The organism is Pantoea pleuroti, assembly GCF_014156615.1.
Taxonomy (GTDB): domain Bacteria; phylum Pseudomonadota; class Gammaproteobacteria; order Enterobacterales; family Enterobacteriaceae; genus Pantoea; species Pantoea agglomerans.
Genome location: NZ_SBFD01000003.1, coordinates 578,949 through 600,622 on the forward strand (window position 1 = coordinate 578,949; position 21,674 = coordinate 600,622).

General features: G+C 57.4%; 16 protein-coding genes. 3 read left to right on the plus strand and 13 right to left on the minus strand.

Annotated features, from left to right (window positions below):
• Window positions 1-69: 69 nt before the first annotated feature.
• From rlmN to EPG66_RS10295, 4 genes are all read right to left on the minus strand, one after another.
• Window positions 70-1,239 (minus strand): dual-specificity RNA methyltransferase RlmN, encoded by a 1,170-nt coding sequence (rlmN, locus tag EPG66_RS10280; protein WP_031594242.1) that lies wholly within the window; start codon window positions 1,237-1,239, stop codon window positions 70-72.
• 187 nt (window positions 1,240-1,426) lie between these two features.
• The gene (ndk, locus tag EPG66_RS10285; protein ID WP_003848684.1) at window positions 1,427-1,858 is read right to left on the minus strand and encodes a nucleoside-diphosphate kinase; all 432 of its coding nucleotides are present in this window, start codon (window positions 1,856-1,858) and stop codon (window positions 1,427-1,429) included.
• 175 nt (window positions 1,859-2,033) lie between these two features.
• Complete coding sequence (gene pbpC, locus EPG66_RS10290; protein ID WP_182686688.1) at window positions 2,034-4,373, minus strand: peptidoglycan glycosyltransferase PbpC; 2,340 nt, start codon at window positions 4,371-4,373, stop codon at window positions 2,034-2,036.
• A complete protein-coding gene (locus EPG66_RS10295; protein ID WP_182686689.1) occupies window positions 4,374-9,269 on the minus strand; it encodes an alpha-2-macroglobulin family protein in 4,896 nt (1,631 codons plus the stop codon). It lies immediately after the preceding gene.
• A 146-nt stretch (window positions 9,270-9,415) separates the two neighbouring features.
• Here EPG66_RS10295 and sseA point away from each other — a divergent pair, with 146 nt between their 5' ends.
• A complete protein-coding gene (gene sseA / locus EPG66_RS10300) occupies window positions 9,416-10,258 on the plus strand; it encodes a 3-mercaptopyruvate sulfurtransferase (RefSeq protein ID WP_069025282.1) in 843 nt (280 codons plus the stop codon).
• Window positions 10,259-10,298: 40 nt separating this feature from the next.
• Here the strand turns inward: sseA and sseB are convergent, their stop codons facing one another.
• The 5 genes from sseB to trmJ form a co-directional block, all read right to left on the minus strand.
• A complete protein-coding gene (gene sseB, locus EPG66_RS10305; protein WP_083069236.1) occupies window positions 10,299-11,063 on the minus strand; it encodes an enhanced serine sensitivity protein SseB in 765 nt (254 codons plus the stop codon).
• 46 nt (window positions 11,064-11,109) lie between these two features.
• Complete coding sequence (gene pepB, locus EPG66_RS10310; RefSeq protein WP_039389617.1) at window positions 11,110-12,396, minus strand: aminopeptidase PepB; 1,287 nt, start codon at window positions 12,394-12,396, stop codon at window positions 11,110-11,112.
• Window positions 12,397-12,557: 161 nt separating this feature from the next.
• The gene (locus EPG66_RS10315) at window positions 12,558-13,718 is read right to left on the minus strand and encodes an IscS subfamily cysteine desulfurase (protein WP_031592489.1); all 1,161 of its coding nucleotides are present in this window, start codon (window positions 13,716-13,718) and stop codon (window positions 12,558-12,560) included.
• 88 nt (window positions 13,719-13,806) lie between these two features.
• On the minus strand, window positions 13,807-14,304 hold the full coding sequence (gene iscR, locus EPG66_RS10320) for a Fe-S cluster assembly transcriptional regulator IscR (RefSeq protein WP_010257591.1): 498 nt from the start codon (window positions 14,302-14,304) through the stop codon (window positions 13,807-13,809).
• Between the two features lie 130 nt (window positions 14,305-14,434).
• Window positions 14,435-15,187, minus strand: coding sequence for a tRNA (cytosine(32)/uridine(32)-2'-O)-methyltransferase TrmJ (gene trmJ, locus EPG66_RS10325; RefSeq protein WP_182686691.1), 753 nt, complete (start codon window positions 15,185-15,187; stop codon window positions 14,435-14,437).
• Window positions 15,188-15,319: 132 nt separating this feature from the next.
• Here trmJ and suhB point away from each other — a divergent pair, with 132 nt between their 5' ends.
• Window positions 15,320-16,123, plus strand: a complete 804-nt coding sequence (gene suhB / locus EPG66_RS10330) for an inositol-1-monophosphatase (RefSeq protein WP_008926709.1) — start codon at window positions 15,320-15,322, stop codon at window positions 16,121-16,123.
• A 63-nt stretch (window positions 16,124-16,186) separates the two neighbouring features.
• On the opposite strand, the gene EPG66_RS10335 is transcribed toward suhB, so the two are convergent.
• The 3 genes from EPG66_RS10335 to EPG66_RS10345 form a co-directional block, all read right to left on the minus strand.
• A complete protein-coding gene (locus tag EPG66_RS10335) occupies window positions 16,187-17,200 on the minus strand; it encodes a TIGR04086 family membrane protein (protein WP_115757905.1) in 1,014 nt (337 codons plus the stop codon).
• A gap of 204 nt (window positions 17,201-17,404) precedes the next feature.
• The gene (locus EPG66_RS10340) at window positions 17,405-18,385 is read right to left on the minus strand and encodes a nickel/cobalt transporter (RefSeq protein WP_182686693.1); all 981 of its coding nucleotides are present in this window, start codon (window positions 18,383-18,385) and stop codon (window positions 17,405-17,407) included.
• Window positions 18,376-19,002: a DUF1007 family protein gene (locus EPG66_RS10345; RefSeq protein WP_045139748.1), complete on the minus strand. Its 627-nt coding sequence runs from the start codon at window positions 19,000-19,002 to the stop codon at window positions 18,376-18,378. Before EPG66_RS10345 ends, EPG66_RS10340 begins: the two co-directional genes overlap by 10 nt.
• Window positions 19,003-19,157: 155 nt before the next feature.
• Between EPG66_RS10345 and csiE the strand changes: the two genes are divergently transcribed.
• Window positions 19,158-20,426, plus strand: coding sequence for a stationary phase inducible protein CsiE (gene csiE, locus EPG66_RS10350; RefSeq protein ID WP_182686695.1), 1,269 nt, complete (start codon window positions 19,158-19,160; stop codon window positions 20,424-20,426).
• On the opposite strand, the gene EPG66_RS10355 is transcribed toward csiE, so the two are convergent.
• Window positions 20,408-21,556, minus strand: coding sequence for a 3-phenylpropionate MFS transporter (locus EPG66_RS10355; protein WP_031592498.1), 1,149 nt, complete (start codon window positions 21,554-21,556; stop codon window positions 20,408-20,410). The genes csiE and EPG66_RS10355 overlap by 19 nt on opposite strands.
• Window positions 21,557-21,674 lie beyond the last annotated feature (118 nt).

Genomic DNA, 21,674 nt, shown 5'->3' on the forward strand with positions numbered 1-21,674 from the left:
TCCGGTTGACGTTGACAGGCTGCAGCCTGCCACGCGTCATCACTTCAGGAAACGCTCTGAGTCACTCTTCTAGAGAGCCTTCACAGAGATGGCCTCACCCGCCATTTTTTTACGCATCGTACGCTTGGTACGGTCGATCACCTCACCGGCTAACTGACCACAGGCGGCATCGATATCATCGCCACGGGTTTTACGCACGATGGTAGTAAAACCATAGTCCATCAGGACTTTGGAAAAACGATCAATGCGGCTGTTGGAGCTACGGCCATAAGGCGCGCCCGGGAAGGGGTTCCAGGGGATCAGGTTGATTTTACACGGTGTTTCTTTCAGTAATGCGGCGAGTTCATGCGCATCATCTGTGCTGTCATTGACGTGATCCAGCAACACGTACTCGATGGTCACGCGTCCCTGATTGGCGTTGGATTTGCCAATGTAGCGTTTCACCGCCGCCAGGAAGGTTTCGATATTGTACTTTTTGTTGATCGGGACAATATCATCACGCAGCTTATCGTTAGGCGCGTGCAGGGAAATCGCCAGCGCGACGTCGATCATATCGCCCAGTTTATCCAGCGCAGGCACCACACCCGAGGTGGAGAGGGTCACGCGACGCTTCGACAGACCAAAACCGAAGTCATCCAGCATGATCTCCATCGCCGGAACCACGTTATTGAGGTTGAGCAGTGGCTCGCCCATGCCCATCATCACCACGTTGGTGATAGGACGCTGGCCGGTGATTTTCGCTGCGCCGACAATTTTCGCCGCACGCCACACCTGACCAATAATTTCTGACACCCGCAGGTTACGGTTAAAACCCTGCTGTGCGGTCGAACAGAATTTACACTCCAGCGCACAACCCACCTGTGAAGAGACACAGAGCGTGGCGCGGTCCCCTTCCGGGATATAGACCGTTTCCACCAGCTGGTCGCCCACGCGAATGGCCCATTTGATGGTGCCGTCGGTGGAGCGCATCTCTTCTGCCACTTCTGGCGCGCGGATCTCCGTCAGCTCCATCAGCCGGTTACGCAGCTTTTTGTTGATGTCGGTCATCTGCTCGAAGTCATCGCAGCAGTAGTGATAAATCCACTTCATGACCTGATCGGCGCGGAAAGGCTTTTCGCCCAGCGACAGGAAGAATTCGCGCATCTGCTGACGGTTGAGATCCAGCAGGTTTATTTTCTGGCTTTTGGGGGAGACGATAATAGGGGATGCGGACGCGGACGTCACAATCTGTTCGGACATAATATTCTCTGGCCTCGTTGTTACACGTTATGGCGCTGTTCAGGGATAGGTGAAAAAAATTGCGCCTTCATTAAGCTGAGTCAATGAAGGCGCAATATTGTACAACATCTGCAGCCTGATAACAGGCGGGAGTGACCTCCCCTACGCAGATTTTTGTAAAGCCGACGTAACGTTTATCGCCAGGCGATTAACGGGTACGTGGGCAGATTTCGTTTTCGCCAAAGAAATAAGCGATTTCGCGGGCAGCGGATTCAGCAGAATCTGAACCGTGCGTGGCGTTTTCGGTGAAGCTGTCAGCGTAGTCAGCACGCAGTGTGCCAGCCAGTGCGTTTGCCGGGTTAGTGGCACCCATCAGGTCACGGTGACGCTGAACGGCATTTTCACCTTCCAGCACGGAAACAACAACCGGGCCAGAGGTCATGAATTCAACCAGACCATCGAAGAATGGCTTGCCCTGGTGCTCAGCGTAAAAACCTTCAGCCTGCTCTTTGCTCAGCTGCAGCATTTTTGCGCCAACGATTTTGAAGCCAGCGCTTTCAAAACGGTTGTAGATAGCACCAATCACATTTTTAGCGACGGCGTTTGGCTTGATGATAGAAAAAGTACGTTCGATTGCCATGATGACCTCTGTCTTGACGTTCTGAAGAAACCGGTGGCGTCCGCCCCGGTTAAGAAACGGCGCCGATTATAGGGGCTGAGTCCGGCGTTGCCTATCAGAGATCCCTAATTTGATGAAAAATCTTGATCTGAGTCGAAGCAAACGCGCCATAGTTATGATTTAGCGCAAAAAAGCGTCAGCCCCGGCTGAAGGTGACCGAGAAAAGTTGCCCCTCTTCATCCATCACCACCAGCTGATACTCGCCCGGATGATCGAGCTGCAGCGACAGGCTGTCTGCGGCATTCTGCGTCATCAGAGGCTCACCATTCAGGAACCACCAGCGCTGCGCGCCCTGCCCTCCCTGCACCGCGACCGGGATCGTCAGCGCGCTCCTGCCCGGCAGCGGTCTGACGATTTGCCCCTCAATCACGCCGGTAACGATCAGCGGCGCGCTGCTGCCCTGCTGTAATGGCGGACATCGGGCATCAACAGGAGGCAGGCGTTGCGCCCGCCGCTCCTGAGGCGGCAGCCAGGCTTCCAGCGGCAGCGGCCAGACCAGCCGTTCATGGCGGGTGGCGCCGGGGCAATCAGCTGCGACGCGCAGTCCCTGCGCATTCTGCCAGTAGCCCTGACGTAATCCGCTGAGGCTCTCCTGGCCGGGAGCCAGCAGTGTCGGCGGCAGCGTGTCGGCGGCGACCCAGCTTTGCCGCCGCTGGCGACAGTTTTCGTCTCCGGCGGGCAACGGCTGACCGCCAGGCCAGCAAATGCTCGCCACCGTCACCGAGGCCGGGCGCGGATCGCCCGGAACGTCACGTCTGCCGAGGCGACTCATCAGCAGGCTGTTGATCTGATTCATGACGGGCACGGCAGAGGCAAAACCAAACTGCCCGGCAACCGGCGTGGCATCCGGTCTTCCGACCCAGACGCCAATCAGATAACGGGGATTGATCCCCACCGACCAGGCGTCGCGGTAGCCATAACTGGTGCCGGTTTTCCAGGCCAGTGGCACCACATCGGGTACGCTGCCATTGCCCGCGGGCTGCGCTTCCCCGGCCAGGATACGCCGGATGATCCACGCCGACTCAGGCGAAAGCAGCGGCCGCTGCTGTAAGGGTTGATCGGGCATCCAGCGCAGCTGGCCGGCGTTGCCGTGGCGGGCAAAGGCGCTGTAGGCTGCCACGATCTCATCCATGCGCGCTCCGGTGCCGCCGAGAATCAGGGAAAGATTAGGTTCAGCGCCGGGGGGAAAACGTAAGTTGAGACCGACATTGCGCAGGCGCGCTGCAACGTTTTTCGGTCCCAGCGCCTCCAGAAGCTGCACCGCAGGCAGATTCAGCGACCGCACCAGCGCGTCACTGGCGCTGACCGGCCCGTGAAATCCGGTATCGAAGTTGCCTGGCCGGTAATCACCAAAGCGACGCGGCACATCCTGCAGCAGTGATTCAGCATGAATCAGCCCCTCATCCAGCGCCATCCCGTAAATAAAGGGTTTTAACACCGAGCCTGGCGAACGCACGCTGGCGATCATATCCACATGGCCAAAACGGCTGTCATCGGTAAAGTCAGCCGAGCCGACGTAGCCGCGAACCGCCATGGTGGTGTGATCCACCACCAGCATCGCCAGCGAGGTGCGTGGAGGAAGCTGATTTTTAACATTCAGCGCCAGGCTTTCCAGTTCGCGCTGCAGTGAGGGGTCAAGCGTAGAGACAATCTTATCGCTGTGGCTGATCGACAGCAGCCGCCGGGCCAGCAGCGGCGCCATCTGTGGCATCTGGCGCGGCGGCAGCCACACCGGCTCCTGACGGATTTCCGCCACCTGTTCAGCGGACCAGATGCGGTATTCCGCCAGCCGATCCAGCACTTTGTTGCGTGCGGCTTCTGCCCGCTCCGGCCAGCGATCGGGCCGCAGACGGCTGGGTGCCTGCGGCAAAACGGCCAGCAGCGCCGCCTCGCCCGACGTCAGCTGTGACGGGGCTTTTCCCAGCCAGCTCCAGCTTGCCGCGCCCACCCCTTCCAGCGTGCCGCCAAAGGGCGCACGGTTAAGGTAGAGCGTCAGGATGTCACGTTTGGAAAGATGCCACTCCAGCTGCAGCGCACGCCACGCCTGAATCAGCTTGCCGCGCAGCGTCCGGGGTTGCGGGTCGATAAGGCGTGCCACCTGCATGGTCAGCGTGCTGCCTCCGGAAATGACGCTCTGATGGCGCAGATCCTGCCAGGCGGCGCGCAGCAGAGCCAGGGGATTGATGCCGGGGTGATACCAGAACCAGCGATCTTCATAGGTCAGCAGCGCCTGCAGATAGGCCGGAGCCACCTCCTCTGGCGTGACCGGATAGCGCCAGATCCCCTTGCTGTCTGCAAAGCGCCACAATGGTGTACCGTCGCTGGCAACAACCACCCGCGCAGGCTGAACCTGTTTAAGCGGCAGCGGGAAAAGCCGATCCAGCCCCCATATCGCCAGCCACAGCGCCAGAAAAAAAAGCGGCAGCGCGAGCCACCACTTTTTGATGCTGCTGATGTTTACCACGCGTCGCGTCACTTACTGAATATGCAGCTGCGACGGCGTGCTGCCGGTGGCGCGCCACTCCGGCACATACATCGACTCGACCTGCGGTGGTGGCATCAGATAGCGCCCCGGTGTGACCGCCCGCGCCAGGTAGACCAGCGTCGCGGGACGATAAGTATCTACCGCCAGTGCCGCCACAAAGCGATCGTCACGGAACTCAATGTGTCTGATGTCAGCCTGCTGCATGTCACCCATGCTCTCCTTCAGCGCATCCGCACTGTCGCCGAGGCTGGCGCTGCTGTCAGCCAGGTTCTGGTTTTCCAGCTCCAGACCGGCAGGCAGCAGATCCATCACCAGCGCATCGGTGATGCTGCGCTTCGACGAAACGGTCAGACGCACCACCAGCAACTCGCCGCTGCGCAGATTGCTGAGATCGGCGGCTTTGCCATCCAGCGTAAAGTATTCACGTTTTATCCCGAGCACATTGCTCTCCGGCTGTGGCGCGGCCAGCGGATAACCGGTGACATCCAGACGACCATACAGCGGCGCACTGCCCGGATTACTGACGGCTAAGCCCTGCAACAGTCGTTCAGCCCCCAGCCCTTTATTCAGTGGCGCATCGCCCTGCAGAGGCTGTGCATTGCCCGACAGCTGCGCCTGCCAGCTTCCGCCCTGCGCACGCTGCAGCGTATGCGCCGCTAAATAGAGCGCGTTATTCTCCTGAGTCGAGAACCAGCGCTTGCCGTTGACCTCTTTTGACAGCGACAGCAGCAGACTATTCTGCAAATCAGGCTGCAGCTTATTCTCTGCTAACAGGGCTATCATCATCCCCTGATCGCGCACCGTGCTGCCATAGTCGCCATACCACTCTTTATCTGAACGCGTCAGACTGGCACCCTGCATGATCGCAAGCGATGCGCGCTGCCCGTCACCCATCAGCTTCAGCGCCACGCCAAGCTGCATCAGCGCCAGGCCGGAGCGGGCCTTCTCACGCTTTTCATACAAGGCGCGCAGCGCACCCAGCGGCGCACGCTGCTGACGCGCCAGCACCAGTCCGGCGTAAGCCTGCACGCTTAACTGCAGCGCGGCGTTGTTATCACTGCCGCCGCCGCTGATCTGCGCGGGATCCTGCAGATAGCGCAGCAGCCGTGCGTTAGCGCGCTCAACTACATTATCCGGCAGCGCATAGCCCGCCTCGCTGGCGCGAAGCAGGAAATCGGTCACGTAAGGCGTCAGCCAGAACTCCTCCTCACTCTGTTTGTCCCACAGCCCGAAGCCACCGTTGGCCCGCTGCATGCCCGCCAGACGGGCAATGCCGGTGTCGACGGCGGCCCGGCGCGCCTCATCACTGCTGGTTTTTATCCCCATCGCGGTCAGCTCAGCATGGCTGGTGTAGAGCGACGGCCAGAGGCCGCTGGTGGTCTGTTCCAGACAGCCGTAGGGATAGGCATAAAGCGCACTGATATAGCTGGCGATATTGAGCGGCGGACGATTGCTCAGCGTCAGCTGTCCACTCAGGGTCTGAGCATCCAGCCCGGTAAACGCGGCTGCCGCGACCTGCCAGGGCTGATCGGGATTGATGACGGCATCGAAATTCAGCGTCCGGGCCGGATAAGGTGGCCTGACGCCGATTTTCCACTGCTGTTTGCTGGGCTTAACCTGCTCGCCCGGCAGGTTCAGACCGGAAATCTGCACGGCGACCTCGCCATCACCAAAGCCGGTTTTCGCCGTGACCGGAATCTGAAGTGTGGTACGTGCGCCTTTGGCCAGCGTCACGCTCTGGCTGGCAGCCCCGGCCAGATCCACTAAGCCACTGCTGCTCAGATCCACGTTCAGGGTTTGCGGCAGATCGGTCAGGTTAGTGAGATCCAGCGCCAGTGAGGCTGTATCGCCGCTGGCAAGGAAGCGCGGGGTGGCCAGTTCGCTGATCAGCGGCGCCGCAACCACCAGTTTGCGCTCTGCCGCGCCGAAGCTGTCATCGCTCCAGGCCTGGGTCATCAGCCGAAGCTCACCGTTAAAGGCCGGGATCGGCAGCGTAATCGATCCGTTGCCCTCTTTATCCAGTGTCACTGCCTGTAACTGCTGCGCCACGATATTGACGTGCGTCACCGGCTTTTTACCGCCGCGCGTCATCGATTCATCCTCGCCATCACCACCAAAACGCAGCGCCGCGAGCCGGCCACCGCCTTCAATCAGCTGGCCAAAGACGTCGTACTGATCGACGTTGTAGCGTTTGCGGCCAAAGAAAGCCTGCCACGGATCGGGGGTTTTATAATCCGTGACACTCAGAACGCCGCTGTCCACTGCTGACAGCAGTACATTCACTTTTTCAGGCAGCGGGCCGCCGTCACGACTGGCGTGAACTTTTACCGTCAGGCGTTGCTCAGGACGGATTTTATCGGGCGCATCCAGCGTCAGATTTAAGCGGCGCGCCTCCGTCGCCATCGGCAGATGCAACAGCCCCACCGCGCGTTTTGGCGTTGCGCCACTGACCTTATCGCCGTCACGCACCACGATGGCGCTGAAGTAGAGATCGTGACGCTGCCAGCTCTCAGCAACAGGGACATCCACCGTTGTGCCGCCCTTTGGTACGGTCAGTGGCTGCCACCAGAGCGTGCCGCTGCTCGACTCCACCATCAGGTAACCTTTACCGGCTGCCGGTGACTCAACCTGCAGATGCACGGTATCGCCCGGCTGGTAAGCGGCTTTGTCCAGCTTCAGTCTGACCTGATCCGGGCGCAATGCACCCGTGCCGTTGGTGTTATCCTGCCAGTCATAACCCGCCTGGAACCGCACGCTGCTGACGATCTTCTCGCCCGCCTGCACTTCGAGCCGGTAGTGGCCCCACTCGACCGGGAAGCTGACTTTGGTGCTGCCATCAGCCGGGACAGAGATGGCGCGTTCATCTTCCTGCAGATCCTTGTCGCTATACTGCGACTGCCAGCCTTCGCTGTCAGAGAAGCTCCAGTAGTAATCATGACGTTCACGGATCAGGCGAACATCCAGCTTCTCTGCCGCCAGTTTTTTGCCCTGACTGTTGGCATAGACAATGTCGAATTCGGCCAGGCTCTGTTCCGGCACGGTCGGCTCATCGTGATAGCTGTCACTGCGGTAGTCATAAACCGCCTTGTTACCAAACAGCGGCCGGATACCTGGCAGCGCTTCAGCGGGCCAGATGGCCTGGGTGGCACGACGGGTGACCGGACGTCCGCCGGTCTCCAGCAGGCTGGCCTGCAGGATCAGATTGAGCGGGGAGTGGAGCTGATCCCACTGATTTTCTACCGTGAGTTGTGCTTTACCGCTGGCGTCAAGCTTGAGATCCACCTCATCCAGCGTGCGCTTTAACCCCTCTTCGGTGATGTCACCAAACTGGTAGCCTGGCAGTGCAGTCACCGCCTCGCGTGCCGGTCGCAGATAGAGTTGACCCTGTAGCGTGTTACCTGCTGCCGGGGCGCCATAGAGATAGCGCCCCTCAATACCGAACTCAACACTGGCATCAGCGGCCTGCGGCTGAGGGTCGTTTTTCAGGGTTAACGCCATACGCTCCGGCAGAAAATCTTCGACGTGAAACTTCCACTCGCGCTTGAGGTTATCGCCGGTATTCAGTCGCAACATCCAGTCGCCGGTCATGGCCGACGCGGGCAGCGCCAGTCGCTGCTGGTAGAATCCTGCTTCAGGCTGCCAGACAAAAGTCCGCATCACCTGGCCATCGGGCTGCACCAGCTCTGCTTTGATCGGCTGCGCGGGCAAGGGGTGTCCGTCGGCATCACGAAGCAGCGCATTCACGATGACCGTTTCGCCAGGACGATAGATATCGCGTGGACCAAAAATAAACAGTTGTTTGTCATAGCCCTGCGGCCCGGCGACCGGGAACTCAGCGAGATCCAGCGCCGGACGCGCCAGGTCGATCATTGAGGTCTGTTCTCCCAGGATTGCCAGCAGGAGCTTGCCTTTTTCATCCGCCTTGAGGCTCAGATGACCGGTGCTGTCACTGGTACCGCTTTGCAGCACCTGCCCCTTCTCATCCAGTAACCTGACGCTGACTCCGGAAAGCGGCTGACCGTCTGCCAGACTCTGGCCGAACAGTTCAAACCGGGTCGGGAAGCGATGCAGTGACAGGCCAATATCGCTCAGGGTGAAAAGCGTGGCGGGCTGGCTGTAGCGATAAGTACCGGCCTGCTTCATCACCGCCAGATAGACGCCCGGCTGCTGAAGTGCGGTAATGTCACGCATCGGCAGCTGCAGTTTTTCACGTGTGTTACGCGCCGGGTTGAGCTCAAAGCGTCCGCTATAGACCAGCTGGCTGCTTTTCAGCAGCTCCTGCGACTGCCAGCTTGAGAGGTTGTTGCCGTAATTCCACTGCGAGAGAAATTCCGCCAGGCCGGCATTCTTTATCCGGAAGAAATCGACATCGACCTGGTCAACATTCAGCGCCAGCACCGGCAGTCCCTGGGTGATACGCAGCGGCAGCAGTGAACCGCGACTGGCAAAGCCCACCATCGGCTGGATATCACGGGTGGCGATTTTCTGACTGTAATCGGCGGCAAGCGTCTCACCGCTGGCCGCGCGCAGTCCCGCATCCACCGTGACGGTGAAGTGACGCGACGGCTCGGGATGGCGGAAGCGCAACGTTTTGCGGTTAGCGGAAAGCTCCCAGCCACCATCCACCCGGCCCTGTTTATCGTCGGTCAGCCTGACTTTTTGCGCGATATCCTGTTTATCATCAAGCGGCTGACTGAAGGTTAAGACCAGCGCAGCGGCATTATCGATCTGCAGTTCCGAGAGATCGATAATCGTCAGCGGTTTGCTGACCTGGGAGGTTGCGGGTGCTTCTGCCGCCTGGAGAGGCAAAGCAGGTAACAGGGTCGCTGACAGCAGCGAGCCACCGATCAGCATGCTGAGCAGCAGCCGGGTATTGCGTTTCTTCATGGTAGTTCCTTCACCGGGACGCAGGGAGTGTCGTTTGATTACGCCGCGCAATTTCATATCAATGCTCGCATTTAATCAACGCTTCTCTTGAGATGGTGCGCACATTCCCTGACACTGGTATGACAGATTGCTGAGATGAGGTTGTTATGACGACGCCACTGTTTGTGTCCGCCGACTGGTTACAAGAGCACTACAACGATGAGCGGCTTCAGGTGCTGGATGCACGTTTGTTGCCACCCGGTATGGAAGCGGTCCGCGATGTCCGGGCCGAATATCTGGCGGGTCATTTACCCGACGCCCCTTACTTCAATATTGAAGCGCTTTCCGATCACACCAGCCCTTATCCCCATATGCTGCCCCGCGCCGAAAGTTTTGCCGTCGCGATGCGTGAACTGGGTGTCAGCAGTGATAAGCACCTGGTAGTGTATGACGAGGGTAATCTCTTTTCTGCGCCACGCGCCTGGTGGATGCTGAAAACCTTTGGTGTGGCTCAGGTGTCGATTCTGGCCGGGGGCTTGCAGGGCTGGAAAGAAGCCGGTTTTGCGCTGGCAACCGGCGAAGTGAATCTGCCGGAAGGTGAGTTTGAGGCCCACGCAGATGAAAGCCGGGTGAAGCGCCTGACGGACGTACTGCTGATCAGCCATGAAGGCGGCGCACAGATTATTGATGCGCGTCCTGCCAATCGCTTTAACGCCGAAGTGGATGAACCACGTCCCGGATTGCATCGCGGACATATTCCCAACAGCCTGAACGTGCCGTGGAACAGCCTGGTTGAACAGGGAAAACTCAAGCCGGAGGCGGAACTTCAGACGCTGTTTGCCGATGCGGGCGTCGATATCACCCAACCGGTGGTCGCCAGCTGTGGCTCAGGCGTGACGGCAGTGGTGGTGATTCTGGCGCTGACGGCGCTGGGCGCACGGGATGTCACGCTGTATGACGGATCCTGGGGCGAATGGGGCAGTCGCGACGACTTACCTATCGCGAAATAAAAAACAGGCGGCCCATGAGCCGCCTGTTTACTTTGTTGTCTCAGATAATCCGCTCACTGCCCCTGAAGTCGCGCAGGAAACTGCCCCAGCGACGCTCATAGAATGGCGTGATATGGGCGGTAAAGAAGTGGCTGATGCCGCGATCGTTCAGCGTCACCTCACAGATATCAACCGGCGCGTCGTCCGGCAGCGTATCGGTTGCCACGCTACCTGCCGCCTGAATGATCGTCTCAATGTTGCTGTCCGCTTCAATGCCAATCAGCAGATTGGGCGCTTCGTCAGCCCGCTCACGGATACTGGCGATAAACGCGCGACGCACCTGCTTATGCTTAGTAAAGAGCTGAGTCAGTGAGTCGATCATCTGCGCAGGGGGTTCAGCCACCTCAGACAGCAAGAGTGGCTGTCCGCCTTCCAGCACGGTTTGCTGACTTAGCGCACTGCCCTCTTCAGCTAGCAGATGGGTGATCTCGGCCGCAGTAAACTCTTTACCGGAAGGCAGTTTGGGATTGAGAAACAGCGTCTCGCCACGTGTAATCTCAAACAGCGTCCGTACCGGCAGACGCAGCCAGGACTGCTCACCGCTCACCGCTTCACTCATCGCCTCTTCTGACGTGAAAAAAGGAATGATGCTGCTGCCATCCTCTTTTTCCCAGTGCTGCAGATCAACGGGCGTGCTGGCATCAAGCTGTTGCGTGGTGCTTTCACCTGGCACCCACGCATCAGCTTCCAGCAGCAGCTGAAAAAATTCGGGCCGGTGAGCTGGCTCAGTGGCCGCCAGCTTCAGCACCTCTTCAAGACGGTTCATAGTTTTCCTTTGAACAGCGGCGGCATCAGCCACCGCTGAGATCGGCTTATTTCAGTAACAGATTGGCGAGGGTACGCACGCCAAGACCTGTTGCACCCGCCGCCCACTGGTCAACTGCGCCTTTGCGATAGGTCGCGGAGCAGTCGATATGCAGCCAGCCCTGCTGATAGTTACTGACGAAGTGTGACAGGAACGCTGCCGCGCTGCTGGCACCCGCCGCATGTGACGGGCTGGCGATGTTATTAAGATCGGCGAAGTTAGACGGCAGATGGCTGCGATGGAATTCGGCCAGCGGCAGACGCCAGAAAGGTTCGTTCTCACTCACCGCGCTGCCCATCAGCGACTGTGCCATCACATCATCAAAGGTAAACAGCGCATGGTAATCGTTGCCCAGCGCCGTCTTAGCCGCACCGGTCAGCGTCGCAGCATCGATGATCATCGTCGGGTTCTGCTCGCTGGCGTCGATTAAACCGTCGGCCAGGACCAGACGCCCTTCCGCATCGGTGTTCATCACTTCCACCGATTTACCGTTGCGATAGCGAATGATGTCGCCCAGTTTAAAGGCGTTGCTGCTGACCATGTTATCGGCACAGCAGAGATAGAGTTTCACGCGCTTGTTAAGACCGCGCGAAATCGCCATGGCCAGCGCGCCGGTGACGGTCGCCGCGCCGCCCATGTCAGATTTCATTGAGTCCATGAAGCTGCTCTGCTTCAGGCTGTAGCCACCGGTATCAAAGGTGATGCCTTTACCGACCAGGCAGGCGTAGACCGGGGCATCGTCATCGCCGGTCGGGTTGTAATCGAGCGCCAGAAATACCGGCGGACGATTTGAACCGCGTCCAACGGTGTGCAGGCCCATATACCCCTGTACCCGCAGATCGTCGCCTTTGGTGATGCGATAGCTGACGGCGCTGCCGCCCACTTCACTGATCAGATCGACTGCATTGTGCGCCAGCTGTTCCGGCCCCAGATCTTCCGCAGGCAGGTTAATAACGTTGCGCACCCAGTCGATAATTTTCAGACGGCGATCAAACTCCGCCTGCTCATGTTCCCCCAGCGCCGGCCACTCAACCTGACGCTGGCCTTTCGGACCACGGAAGCCCTGCCAGAATGCCCAGCACTGCTCAAGGTGCCAGCCTTCGCCGGTCAGCGCCACATGGCGGATCCCCTGGCTGTCGATTTTGTGAGCCGCACGCTGAATGCTATTCAGCGCATCCGCGCCGGTCAGATGCAGTGTCATGCCGCTGTCGTTGCTGCTGAGAATCGCTTTTTCGCCCCAGCGCGCATCGGCGGGCTGGCTGCTAAGCGTAATATTCATGGGTTGTGTGGTCATCGAAAAGCTCCATAATCGTTATCTGTTTCATCCAGCCTGATTGTTATAACGGCTTTAATAAGATGTTAAATATAATTCGCAGAGAGACCTGATAACAGATTCCGTCAGGTGTTGCCAGCGAAGTGCAAATATAGGCGCAATTTCCGGACTATGACCGGGTGTCAGGATTTCATTAAGGCCCGCAGACGGGTCACTGATTTCTGCACCAGGGCAATGGCGTAGTCGATCTCTTCCTCGGTAGTGAAGCGTCCCAGCGAGAAGCGCAGCGAACTGTGCGCCAGCTCTTCACTCAGGCCCAGCGCCCGCAATACATAGGAAGGCTCCAGGCTGGCGGAGGTGCAGGCCGAGCCGGAAGAGAGCGCCAGATCTTTCAGCGCCATGATCAGTGATTCACCCTCAACGTCAGCAAAACTGAGGTTAAGAATGTTCGGTGCGCTCTGATGCAGATCGCCATTGAGGGTGACGTCGGGCAGTGTGCTGATGCCCTGCCACAGACGATCGCGCAGAGTCTGCAGCCGCGCCATCTCGGTTTCGCGCTCTTCTGCTGCGATACGATACGCCTCGCCCATGCCGACAATCTGATGCACCGGCAATGTCCCGGATCGCATACCGCGCTCATGTCCGCCGCCGTGGATCTGCGCAGCAATCTGCACACGCGGTTTACGCCGGACATAGAGTGCGCCGATGCCTTTCGGGCCATAGAGTTTGTGGGCAGAAAAGGACATCAAATCGACCGGTAACTGGCTGAGATCGATAGGCAGCTTGCCGACGCTCTGGGTCGCATCCACATGAAACAGAATCTCACGTTCGCGGCAGAGTTCGCCAAAGGCGGCGATATCCTGAATCACCCCGGTTTCATTATTAACGTGCATCAGGGTGACTAAAATCGTGTCGTCGCGCAGCGCCGCACGCAGCTGGTCAGGCGAGATAATGCCGTTAGCCGCCGGGGTGAGATAAGTGACAGCAAAGCCTTCACGCTCAAGCTGCTGGCAGCTATCAAGCACCGCTTTGTGTTCTGTCTGGCTGGTGATGATATGTTTGCCGCGCGCCTGATGGGCGTGAGCTGCGCCTTTAATCGCGAGGTTATCGGATTCAGTGGCGCCTGAGGTAAAGATGATTTCACGCGGATCGGCATTGACCAGCTCGGCGATCTGATTACGCGCAACATCAACCGCTTCTTCAGACTGCCAGCCAAAACGGTGCGATCGCGAGGCCGGATTACCGAACGTGCCATCCAGCGTCAGAAACTGCATCATTTTGCTGGCCACACGCGGATCGGCCGGCGTGGTGGCGGCGTAATCCAGGTAAATCGGTAATTTCATTGCGCTACAGCTCCGTATAAAAAATCATACGTCTTTATAGCAGATTCGGCCCTGACCGCGTTAGCAGTAAGGGCCGCAACAGCGGGGATTACGAGGCGCGTTGGTTGACGTTAATTTCCTGCGTGCGCGGGCTCTGGAAGCGACGATTATCAATAGCATTCTGACGATCGGCTACATCCAGGATCTCCTGATTATTCACCAGCTCAGCCAGTGTAATATTGTTCAGGAAGTCACTGATACGCACGCTCAGATCGCGCCACAGCACGTGGGTCAGGCAACGCTCGCCGCCCTGGCAGCCTTCTTTACCCTGGCACTTGGTGGCATCAACAGACTCATCAACGGCAGTGATCACTTCACCGACAGAGATGGTATTAGACGCTTTGCCCAACAGATAACCGCCGCCCGGACCACGTACGCTGGAAACCAGCTCATTTTTACGCAATCGGGAGAATAACTGCTCCAGATAGGAGAGCGAAATGCCCTGACGCTCTGAAATATCAGCCAGCGGGACCGGGCCTTCATGGGAGTGAAGGGCAACGTCCAGCATTGCAGTAACGGCATAACGTCCTTTGGATGTCAGTCTCATAGCGTACGACCTCAATAGCGTCCGGTTATCGGAGGATTAGCAACAGATGCTCTGAAGTCTGCCATTCCCGAGTAAATTGGTCAACTATTTAACCTGGTAAATTAGTCAGGTATTTAACCTGGTAATTTACTCAACTATTATCTGCTTGTTTTTTATCGTTTTTTCGCTTTTCAAACGACGAAAGCATGCCGCGCAGGATGTTCAGCTCATCGCGTTCCGGGCGGGCGCGGGTGTAAAGACGGCGCAGTTTGCTCATCACCTGGCCAGGACTGACTTCACGGATAAAGCCGCTGTTCAGCATCATCTGTTCCATATGCTGATAGAAACGCTCCAGGTCATCCACCAGTGGATAAGGTGACTCTTCATACTGCGGCGGCGGGCTGGCCTGCTCCTGCGCCTGTAACCATGCCATGCGCACTTCATAGGCGATAATCTGTACGGCCATCGCCAGGTTCAGCGAGCTGTATTCCGGGTTTGCCTGAATCGCGACGTGATAGTGGCACTTCTGCAACTCGTCATTGGTCAGGCCGACACGTTCGCGACCAAATACCAGCGCAACCGGTGCCTGCTGGCCCTCTTCCACGCTTTTCACGCCACATTCGCGCGCATCCAGCATCGGCCAGGGCAGCGAGCGGGAGCGTGCGCTGGTGCCGACCACCAGACTGCATCCGGCAATGGCCTCATCCAGAGAGTCGACAATTTTTGCGTCGCCGATAACGTCGCTGGCACCGGCCGCGAGTGAGATAGCCTGTGAGTCAGGCTTGACCAGTGGGTTAACCAGATAGAGGTTGGTTAAGCCCATGGTTTTCATGGCGCGCGCAACGGAGCCCATGTTACCGGTGTGAGAAGTCTCGACCAGCACGATACGAATATTTTGCAACATGATTAGGGATACTCAGAAACGGGTCAGTAAAATCAGTAGAGAGAATATTAACATAAAGCAGGACATTTACCGAACACGCTGCTATACTCCGCGCCGTTTTCCCCGTTCTTTAACATCCAGCGAGAGATACCGATGCATCCAATGCTCAACATTGCCGTGCGCGCAGCGCGCAAGGCCGGAAATTTAATTGCCAAATATTATGAAACCCCGGACGCCGTCGAAGCCAGCCAGAAAGGCAGCAACGACTTCGTAACGAATGTTGACCGCGAAGCAGAACGCCTGATTATCGAAATTATTCGTAAATCTTACCCGAAACATACCATCATCACCGAAGAAAGCGGTGAACTGGCGGGCGAAGATCAGGATGTTCAATGGGTTATCGATCCGCTGGATGGCACCTCAAACTTCATCAAACGTTTACCCCACTTTGCTGTTTCTATCGCTGTGCGCATTAAAGGCCGCACCGAAGTCGCCGTCGTTTACGATCCAATGCGCAATGAACTCTTCACCTCTTCACGCGGTCAGGGCGCTCAGCTGAATGGCTATCGTCTGCGTGGCAGCACGGCACGCGATCTGGATGGCACCGTTCTGGCGACCGGCTTCCCGTTCAAAATGAAGCAGCACGCGCCGGCTTACATGAATATCATGACCAAACTCTTTACCCAGTGTGCTGACTTCCGCCGCACCGGTTCTGCTGCGCTGGATCTGGCCTATGTGGCTGCCGGTCGCGTAGATGGCTATTTTGAGATTGGCCTGAAGCCGTGGGATTTTGCGGCGGGTGAACTGCTGGTCCGTGAAGCGGGCGGTCTGGTGACTGATTTCACCGGCAACCACGGCTATCTGCTGTCAGGTAACCTGGTCGCGGGTAACCCACGTGTGGTGAAATCGATGCTGTCGAACATGCGTGATGAGCTGAGCGAAGCGTTAAAGCGCTAAGTCTCAGTACAGAAAAAGGCGGCTTCTCAGCCGCCTTTTTTATTGCCTGTTATTCAGTGATGATTAACGACGTTCGTGTGACAGCACCTGATGAGGCTGAGTACGACGACCTACCATACCCATCACGCCTGCCAGCACTGCTTCGATGATCAGCAGAATCAGGGCATACCAGCTCGCTTTCGCGGTCGCAGCAGCGGCTTTTTCACCGGCTTCACGCGCTTTCTGTTCAGCCTGCTGTTTCAGTTCCTGATATTTCTGAACCGCCTGCTGATAGCTCTGTTCAGTTTTGGCCACGATCTGATCCACTTCCTGATCGCTTTTGCCGGTGCGCGCTTTGATAATATTTTTCAGCGCATCACGATCGGCTGCCTGCAGGGTATCGGAATGACGATCCATCACCCCTTTTAACCAGTTAGCCAGATCAGTATCCGCTGTCTGTGGATGGTTTGCGGTGTTGTTAGCCTGGTTTTCAGCATTCTGCGCTTCTTTATTTGCATCCTGCTTTAAGTTCTCTGGCTGTAATTCCGGTTTCCCGGTCTGGCGTAAAGTCGTTTCCAGTTCGTTCTGCAGGTTATCTAAATTAATATTACTCTCCTGCAGTTTGTCTTTTGCCATTTGGGTAACGGATGGCGCAGCGGCGGAAATACCACTACCCAGCGCCTGGAAGCCTGAGCCCACAATATTCATCGCGCCGCCTAATACACTGGTCGCCAGCGCAATAGCCAGGTAAATAGTGAAAATTGTGCTAAGGCCAAACATCAGTAAACCGTGCAGTGCGCCTTCGCGCTGAGCCAGTCGGCCTGCAACATAACTACCTGCAGCCATCGCGACCAGCATTTCAATGGCAGTCCAGACCAGCGCACCTGTGCCCAGGCCGTCGAGTGGATTCTGTTCTTTCATCGGATCAATGGTTGTTGCACCAATGGCGGTTCCCAGCAGCGTCAGGATAATGTGAACGATCAACGCACAAATGACACCGGCAAACACGGCGCTCCAGGAAATACGTTTTAACGGCAATCCAGCAGGCCCGGTCGCCAGCGTTTCGGTGTAGCCATTATTAATACGGGTATCAGCCATGAAATATACTCCTCGCAATAAACAGAAAGCGGTCTTGATCTTTTATCATCCCGACGGCGGAATGCCGTTTTGGTATTATCAGCGTAGACAGGGAATAGTCATTTCACCACTAAACCAGCCAGAGAAAAAAATAAAGAGATGAATTCAGAGATAATTAACGAAGAGAAGAGCGCAGCGGCAATTTTATTTCCGCTGCGCTTTTATTCAGAAAGGTCGAATTCCGCCACCTAGCGTCATCTGCGCTGACTGCCATAGCGCGATACCCGCTACGATTAAAATCAGGCTGCCGGTTAAGGCCAGCGCGGGGATCAGCAGTCGCGTCATGCCTGCGGTAACGCCAGGCTGTGCCAGCCGTTGTGCCACCGTGCGCGCCTGCTGAACCAGCAGGCCAATCGCCGAAATGGTCAGTGCCGTGCCCAGCGCCATCACCGCAGCAGAGATAACCCCCCAGCCATAGACACCAATCACCTTGGCAAACAGCAGCATCATAATCGCGCCGGAACAGGGACGTAATCCCATCGACACCACCACCAGCAGCTGGGTTTTCACGCTGAGATTGCCGCTCATCTGCTGCGGTGTCGGAATATGCGCGTGTCCGCATCCGCACTGATCATCATGCTGATGGTGAGGTTTGAAGGCGTGAAATACCGGGGCCGGACGTGGACGCAATGTCCGCCACAGCGAACGCAGCGCCCGATAACCGATCATCACGCCCAGCCCGATCACCAGCAGATAACTGCCCTTCTCCAGCCAGAAACTGCTGAGATGCAGCTGTCGCGATGACGTTTTCAGCAGCACCAGCATCACCGTCACCAGGACAATCGCCACCGAACCCTGCAGCAGTGAGGCGAGCAGCGTCAGCCTGATACTGGTTTTCACTCTGGTGGGATGGGTCGCCAGAAAGGTCGCGATCACCACTTTGCCATGGCCCGGTCCCAGCGCGTGCAGTACGCCATACAGCAGGCTGAATATCACCAGCGAAATGCCTGCCTGGTGGGGCTGCTCCGCTACCTGCTGTAACAGCTGAGTCATCTGCCGATGCAGATCTTTCTGCCACAGTACGCTCTGCATCAGAATCTGCGACCAGTAGAGCCAGACCAGCAACGCGCTGCTCAACAGCACGCCCGCCATCAGCCACAGCGGCCAGAGGCGGGAAGCCCTTAACGGAGTGGAGATTACTGACATGTCAGTATCACCGTCTGGGCAAACTGGCGGCCTAAATCCATCTCCTCTGCAGGCGCGTCGGCTTTATCCAGCGACAGCGCATACTGCTTCAGCGAATCATTAGGCTTTGGCGTGTTCAGCGCGAACTTGCAGCGCGCCTGCAGCGCCGGCGGCAGCGTTAATGCACCGGGATTGTCATAGAACATATCGACGAAATAGGTGGGATCAAAAGTCAGGATCTCAAAGCGCTGCCCGGTCAGCTTCGGGGGTTCCGCCAGCGGCAGAATAAATTCCAGCACCGCTTTATGGCCGTTACGTGACAGGTTGTATTCGGTTGGCAGATTCAAAAACTTTACCCGCTGTTGGTTGTGCCAGATTTCAGAAAAGTAGTGCTGGCCCAGCACGTTCGCCATCACGCCTGCCGCCAGCTTCTTCCACACCACGCTGCCTGGTTTCGCCTCGCCCGCGTCATAAAGCAGATCGGCGGAGGTAATCTCATCCATGGTCCAGGTCATCTTCAATCCCGTAAAGGTGTCATCCTGCGCCACCAGTTCGGTTTTCATATCGATGAAGCTGTGAGGATGGGCCATTACAGCAGGACTTAAGACCATCAAGAGGGCAAAGAGTGTGCGTTTCATAATGTTATAAAGTAACGTTCCCGATGAAAAGAATCTATAAGTAACAAAATTTTGTGACCCGCCTTAAACCTCCGGCAAATAAACCGCGTAAACCGCGCAGGCACTGACGGGGTTGACTATTCTTAGCTCAAAATAGCCTGCTGGAAATCTGATTGATGAGTTCTGCTACCCCTTTGGCACCACTCTTCACCCGCTCACAGCGTCAGTGCCATCTTTTATTGCTGCTGTTTCTGCCGACACCCGTGCTCACGCTTGAAAAAGTCTGCCAGCTGAATGGTGTCGATCCAGCTGTTGCCCGACAGGATATCGCGGATGTGGGCTTTGAGATACAGCGATATCACCAGCTGGAATTGCATCAGATGGTGGATGGCAGCTTTCGTCTTCATGGCAGAGAGTTGGATCGGCGCCTCTGTCTGCTGCACAACCTGCGACGCAGTTTGCGTTTATCGCAGGATTTCGTCTGCGAGCATTTTGCAGCCCCCCTGCGTCAGCGCCTGAAGGTAATGAAGATTGAGAAAGCGCTCTGGGATGAGACCAATTTACAGGCGCTGATCCAGCACTGTAGCCTGCGTCTGAAGCGCGATTTCAGCGAACGCGACCGGCTTTTTCTGCAGATTTTCATGAAGTATGGATTGTGCCAGCGCCAGCCGGTGCTGTTCAGTGAGGCGCAGTGTCACTGGCTGCAGCAGAAGGCTGAGCGGCAGGCCGCCGAGGATGTAATTCACCACTGGCGAAAACGCTGCCACCTTGCGCCGCCCGTCAGTGAAACCGACTTCTGGACACTGCTGTTCAGCCAGATACATACGCCTGTCGTGGATGCGATTGCCCATCCTGCTGAGCAGCAGTTAATGGCTGCGACCCAGCAGTTGATCAATGACTTTGAACGGTGTGCCGACATCACTTTTGCTGATCGCGACGAGCTGCTTAACCAGCTCTATCCTCATCTGGCACAGGCGCTGGATCGCACCCACTTCACTATCGGCATCGACAACAGCGTGGCGCTGGATGTCAGCCGCCTCTATCCTCGCCTGTTGCGCACCACTCAGCAGGCGCTGCAGGCGTTTGAGCAGCAATATGGGATTGCGTTCAGCCCGGAAGAGGTGAGCTTAATCACCGTTATTTTTGGTGCCTGGCTCATGCAGGAGAATGCGCTGCAGGAGAAGCAGGTGCTGATTCTGACGGGTGACGATACCGATCTGGAGCAGGATGTGGAACAGCAGATCAGGGAGATCACGCTGCTGCCGATCAATATTACCTATCAGGACGTGAAGCAGTTTCAGCGGGATGGCGCACCGCGGGATGTGGACATCATCATTTCGCCCTACCCCACCTCGCTGCCACTCTTCTCTCCGCCGCTGGTGCATGCGGAGCTGCCGCTGACGTTACACCACCAGCAGCGGATTCGTTATTTACTGGAGTCGTAGCCGGGACGCAGAAATAGCGCGGGCAGTGCCACCAGAGCCATCACCCAGAACAGATGCCCCTGCAGATGAGCGAACAGCACGCCGCAGATCATGGTCATTATCGCAATGCCACCCCCCATCGCCAGCGCGGAATAGAGCGACTGCAGGCGGATCACTTCCGCTCCCTGACGCGCCGCGATAAAGCGCATCGCCGCCAGATGACAGACGGTGAAGCTGCCACAGTGAAGGATTTGCGCCACAATCAGCAGCGGCAGCGCGGTAGTGGCCCCCATCAGGCTCCAGCGGATCAACGCACAAATGCCCGAAAGCAGCAGCAGATCGCGCGCGCTCCAGCGGCGGAACAACCGGTTGCTCAGAGCAAACACGACGATCTCGGCCACCACGCCCAGCGACCAGAGATAACCCACCGTGGAGGCCGAATAGCCACTCTCCTGCCACCAGATAGCACTGAAGCCGTAATAGGCGGCGTGCGCACCCTGCAGCAGTGTTACGCAGAGCATAAATCGCCATACCGCATTCTCACGCAGCAATTCACGCCACACCTGCCAGCCGCCGCCCGCCGCGCCCTGCCGTTCATTACCCTGTGGCTGGGTGGCGGGGGTCAGCATCATGCCTGCCAGCATAGAGATGACACCGACGGAGAGCAGCAGCAAAATGGCGTTTGAAGAGTAAGCACTGACCAGCACGCCGGTTAACGCCGAGCTGATCACAAAGGCCAGCGAACCCCACAGCCTGACCGGCCCATACGCCAGCCCAATCTGCTGTGTCCAGGTAGCAGCCAGCGCATCGCTGAGCGGGACCAGCGGCGAGAAAAAGAGGTTAAAGCCGATCATGACCGTCAGCAGCCACATCCACTGCTCACCCACCCAGAAACCGGCGGCGAACAGGCAGGTCATCAGCGCCAGCAGGCGCAGCGCCGTAATCAGTCGGGCGGGATTTTTGACCTGAGAGGCGATAAGCAGACTGCCGACAAAGCGTGCCACCATGCCACAGCCGAGCAGGAGGCCAATCTTTTCAGCATCAAGACCGGTGCCTTTCAGCCACACGCCCCAGAATGGCAGATAGATGCCGTAACAGAAGAAGTAAGTGAAGTAGCCCAATCCGAGCCATCTGGCGGAGCCGATTGCCATATTCCCTCCAGCAAGAGTGCTGCCTGGCAGCATGAGTGGGCGCTACTCTGGCAGAGCGCCGCAGGACAGGCAATAAAAAAGGATGGCTGATGCCATCCTTTGTATGCTGTCTCACAAC

Coding starts and splice junctions, on each gene's coding strand:
- EPG66_RS10335 (WP_115757905.1), bottom strand. CDS start 17,200: ATGGCTGATACCCGTATTAATAATGGCTACACCGAAACGCTGGCGACC.
- trmJ (WP_182686691.1), bottom strand. CDS start 15,187: ATGTTGCAAAATATTCGTATCGTGCTGGTCGAGACTTCTCACACCGGT.
- suhB (WP_008926709.1), top strand. CDS start 15,320: ATGCATCCAATGCTCAACATTGCCGTGCGCGCAGCGCGCAAGGCCGGA.
- iscR (WP_010257591.1), bottom strand. CDS start 14,304: ATGAGACTGACATCCAAAGGACGTTATGCCGTTACTGCAATGCTGGAC.
- EPG66_RS10355 (WP_031592498.1), bottom strand. CDS start 21,556: ATGGCAATCGGCTCCGCCAGATGGCTCGGATTGGGCTACTTCACTTAC.
- ndk (WP_003848684.1), bottom strand. CDS start 1,858: ATGGCAATCGAACGTACTTTTTCTATCATCAAGCCAAACGCCGTCGCT.
- rlmN (WP_031594242.1), bottom strand. CDS start 1,239: ATGTCCGAACAGATTGTGACGTCCGCGTCCGCATCCCCTATTATCGTC.
- EPG66_RS10340 (WP_182686693.1), bottom strand. CDS start 18,385: ATGTCAGTAATCTCCACTCCGTTAAGGGCTTCCCGCCTCTGGCCGCTG.
- csiE (WP_182686695.1), top strand. CDS start 19,158: ATGAGTTCTGCTACCCCTTTGGCACCACTCTTCACCCGCTCACAGCGT.
- EPG66_RS10295 (WP_182686689.1), bottom strand. CDS start 9,269: ATGAAGAAACGCAATACCCGGCTGCTGCTCAGCATGCTGATCGGTGGC.
- EPG66_RS10345 (WP_045139748.1), bottom strand. CDS start 19,002: ATGAAACGCACACTCTTTGCCCTCTTGATGGTCTTAAGTCCTGCTGTA.
- sseA (WP_069025282.1), top strand. CDS start 9,416: ATGACGACGCCACTGTTTGTGTCCGCCGACTGGTTACAAGAGCACTAC.
- sseB (WP_083069236.1), bottom strand. CDS start 11,063: ATGAACCGTCTTGAAGAGGTGCTGAAGCTGGCGGCCACTGAGCCAGCT.
- pepB (WP_039389617.1), bottom strand. CDS start 12,396: ATGACCACACAACCCATGAATATTACGCTTAGCAGCCAGCCCGCCGAT.
- EPG66_RS10315 (WP_031592489.1), bottom strand. CDS start 13,718: ATGAAATTACCGATTTACCTGGATTACGCCGCCACCACGCCGGCCGAT.